General features: G+C 61.2%; 2 protein-coding genes and 1 pseudogene. All 3 read left to right on the forward strand.

All coding sequences use genetic code 11. The features are described from left to right. Window positions 1-2,064: ATP-dependent helicase (locus AC5DC2_RS21150; RefSeq protein ID WP_491699913.1), on the forward strand; the 2,064-nt coding region annotated here is incomplete at its 5' end. A 13-nt stretch (window positions 2,065-2,077) separates the two neighbouring features. Next, window positions 2,078-2,740, forward strand: coding sequence for an SOS response-associated peptidase (locus tag AC5DC2_RS21155; RefSeq protein WP_491699914.1), 663 nt, complete (start codon window positions 2,078-2,080; stop codon window positions 2,738-2,740). 103 nt (window positions 2,741-2,843) lie between these two features. Beyond that, a pseudogene (gene dinB / locus AC5DC2_RS21160) lies at window positions 2,844-3,674 on the forward strand (DNA polymerase IV); the annotation flags it as partial. Window positions 3,675-3,712: the final 38 nt, after the last annotated feature.

Raw genomic sequence — 3,712 nt, forward strand, 5'->3', positions numbered from 1 at the left:
GCGGCGCATCTCGAAAAATTGAACGACAACCAGCGGGCCGCGGTTCTGCATGGCATGGATTTGCCCGATGAGGCCATCGGCGGACCGCTGCTGATCATTGCCGGCGCGGGCTCCGGCAAGACCAATACGCTTGCCCATCGCGTGGCCCAGCTCGTCATTTCCGGCGCCGATCCGCGCCGGATCCTGCTGATGACCTTTTCCCGTCGCGCTGCCTCCGAAATGGGAAAGCGGGTCGAGCGGATATGCGCAAAGGCGCTTGGTGACAAGGCGGGGATCATGGCGGATGGACTTGCCTGGTCCGGCACGTTTCACGGGATCGGCGCTCGGCTGTTGCGGGAATATGCGATCGAGCTTGGCCTCGATCCGCAGTTCACCATCCATGACCGCGAGGATTCAGCCGATCTAATGAACCTTGCACGCCATGACCTTGGTTTCTCCAAGACCGAGAGCCGGTTTCCGGCCAAGGGCACCTGCCTTTCGATCTATTCGCGCACCGTCAATGCCGAGGCCCCACTCGCGGAAATCCTGAGAGCGAACTTTCCGTGGTGTGCGGCCTGGGAAAAGGAACTGAAGGAATTGTTCTCGGCTTATGTCGAGGCCAAGCAAGTCCAGAACGTCCTCGATTACGATGACCTGTTGCTCTACTGGGCGCAGACCATGGGCGATCCTGTGCTTGCCGCCGAGATCGGCGGGCGCTGGGATCATGTTCTCGTCGACGAATATCAGGACACCAACCGCCTGCAGTCCTCGATCCTGATGGCGCTCAAGCTCGGCGGCCGGGGGTTGACGGTTGTCGGTGACGATGCGCAGTCGATCTATTCGTTCCGGGCTGCCACCGTTCGCAACATCCTCGACTTCCCGAATGAATTCTCGCCGAAGGCCGACGTGATCACGCTCGACCGCAATTACCGGTCGACGCAGCCGATCCTTGCCGCCGCCAATGGCGTCATCGGCCTTGCCCAGGAACGCTACACCAAGGATCTCTGGACCGACCGCGTCTCAACCGAAAAGCCGCGACTGGTGACGGTTCGTGACGAGGGCGATCAGGCGCGGTTCATTGCCGACGAGGTGCTCGACAACCGTGAAGGCGGCATGCGGCTGAAGGACCAGGCCGTGCTGTTCCGGGCAAGCCATCACAGTGGGCCGCTGGAGGTTGAACTCACCCGCCGTAACATTCCCTTCGTGAAGTTTGGTGGCCTGAAATTCCTCGATTCGGCCCATGTGAAGGACATGCTGGCAGCACTCCGGTTTGCCCAGAACATGCGCGATCGCGTCGCGGGCTTCAGGCTGATGCAGCTCTTGCCTGGCGTCGGGCCGGCCTCGGCGCAAAATTCGCTGGACGCAATTGCGGAAACCGCAGATCCGGTCGTGACACTGGCAGCTTTGCCGGCGCCCTCGCGTGCGGTGACTGACTGGCCGGGACTTGTGTCCTTGGTCACGGACCTCCGGCAATCGAACATGGGCTGGCCCGCCGAGCTCGGCCGGGTCCGGGCGTGGTATGAGCCCTATCTGGAGCGCATCCATGAAGACTTCGAGATGCGTCGCGCCGATCTGCTTCAGCTTGAAGACATCGCGGCTGGCTACCCGTCGCGGGAACGGTTCCTGACCGAGCTGACCCTTGACCCTCCGGACGCCACCTCCGGCCAGGCCGGCGTGCCTCTGCTCGACGAAGACTATCTGATCCTCTCGACCATCCATTCGGCCAAAGGGCAGGAATGGCGCTCGGTCTTTGTGCTGAACGCCGTCGACGGCTGCATTCCCTCCGATCTTGGCGTCGGCACGACCGACGACATCGAGGAAGAGCGGCGCCTGCTTTACGTGGCCATGACGCGGGCGCGGGATAGTCTGAACCTTGTCGTGCCACAGCGCTTCTTCACGCATGGACAGTCCTCGACCGGCGACAGGCATGTCTATGCCTCGCGAACCCGGTTCATTCCCGCTATGTTGCTGCAGCATTTTGAGAACAGGACATGGCCGGTGGTAAAGCCGGGGCAACAAAGCAACGCGGGGCCGCGGCAGGTTCGTCTTGATGTCGGCGCGCGGATGCGCGGGATGTGGCGCTGAGGGGAGAGGGGACTTGTGCAATCTCTATAATCTGACGACGACACGGGATGCCGTCGTCGAGTTTACAAAGGCGACGAGCGACAAGGCCGGATGGAACGAGCCTTCTCTCAATGTCTATCCCAACACGCTGGCGCCGATCGTTCGCGTTGATGGCGCGGGCAATCGGGAAATTGTCAGTGCCACTTGGGGTATGCCGACGCCGCCGGCCTTCGTCAAAGGCAAGGCCGATCGCGGGGTCACAAATATCCGCAACGTGGGATCTCCGTATTGGCGTCGCTGGCTCGGTCCGACAAGCCGCTGCGTTGTGCCGTTCACGTCATTTGCGGAGCCCGATCCCGCCAGCAAGGTGGAGGGCGGGCGTGTGCCGAATGCCTGGTTTGCGCAGAACCCGGAGCGACCGCTGATGTTCTTTGCCGGTTTCTGGACTCCCTGGAAGGGCATGCGGAAGGTCCGCGATGGCGAACAGGAATATGAACTGTTCGGGTTTTTGACGACGACACCAAACGAGATCGTCAGGCCCATTCATGAGAAGGCGATGCCGGCGATCCTGACGACGCCAGAAGAGGTCGATCTCTGGCTCACCGGCGAGTGGGCCGATGTGAAACACCTTCAGCGGCCGCTGCCCGGCAACATGTTGGTCCTCGTCGACCCTCCTGAAAACCCCGAAGACCAATAACGTCGTCGCGTGTCACGCGCTTGAGATGGTCATGGCCGCACTGGATGAACGGACAGCTTTGGAAAGAGACCACGAGGGGGAAACGGATGATGCCGCCCCGGCCATCCGCAAGATCATCCATGTCGACATGGACGCCTTTTATGCCTCCGTCGAGCAGCGCGACAATCCCGAACTGCGCGGCAAGCCGGTCGCGGTTGGAGGCTCTGCGGCCAGAGGCGTTGTCGCCGCAGCCAGCTATGAGGCGCGGGCCTTTGGCGTGCGATCTGCCTTGCCTTCAGTAACCGCGAAGCGACGCTGTCCCGACCTTGTCTTCGTAAAGCCGCGGTTTGACGTCTACCGGTCGGTCTCGGCGCAGATCCACCAGATATTCGCCGAGCATACAGATCTCATCGAGCCGCTTTCGCTCGATGAGGCCTATCTTGATGTCACCGAAAACAAGCAGGGCATCGCGTTCGCAACCGAGATTGCGACAATCATCCGCGCCCGCATCAAGGGAGTGACCGGCCTCAATGCGTCTGCCGGGATCTCCTACTGCAAGTTCCTTGCAAAGATGGCGAGCGACCTCAACAAACCGAACGGTCAGGCTGTGATCACGCCGAAGATGGGGCCAGTCTTTGTCGCTGACCTCGCCGTCAAGAAATTCCATGGTGTCGGACCGGCGACGGCCGAAAAGATGCAACGGCTCGGGATCGTGACCGGAGCGGATCTCCGCGACAAATCACTCGCCTTCCTGCGTGATAATTTCGGCAAGTCGGGGAGCTGGTATTATCGGATCTCGAGGGGGATCGATGAGCGGTCGGTTCAGCCCAATCGGTCGCGCAAATCGATCGGCGCGGAAGACACGTTTGCTGCCGATATATTCGAGTTGGAGGCGGCGAGGGCGGAATTGATCCCGCTTGCCCAGAAGGTTTGGCGCCATGTGATTAGGCGTGGAATAAGGACCCCGTTAGAGGGGTGATCGGCTTCCAAAAG

The organism is Martelella sp. (assembly GCF_984369615.1).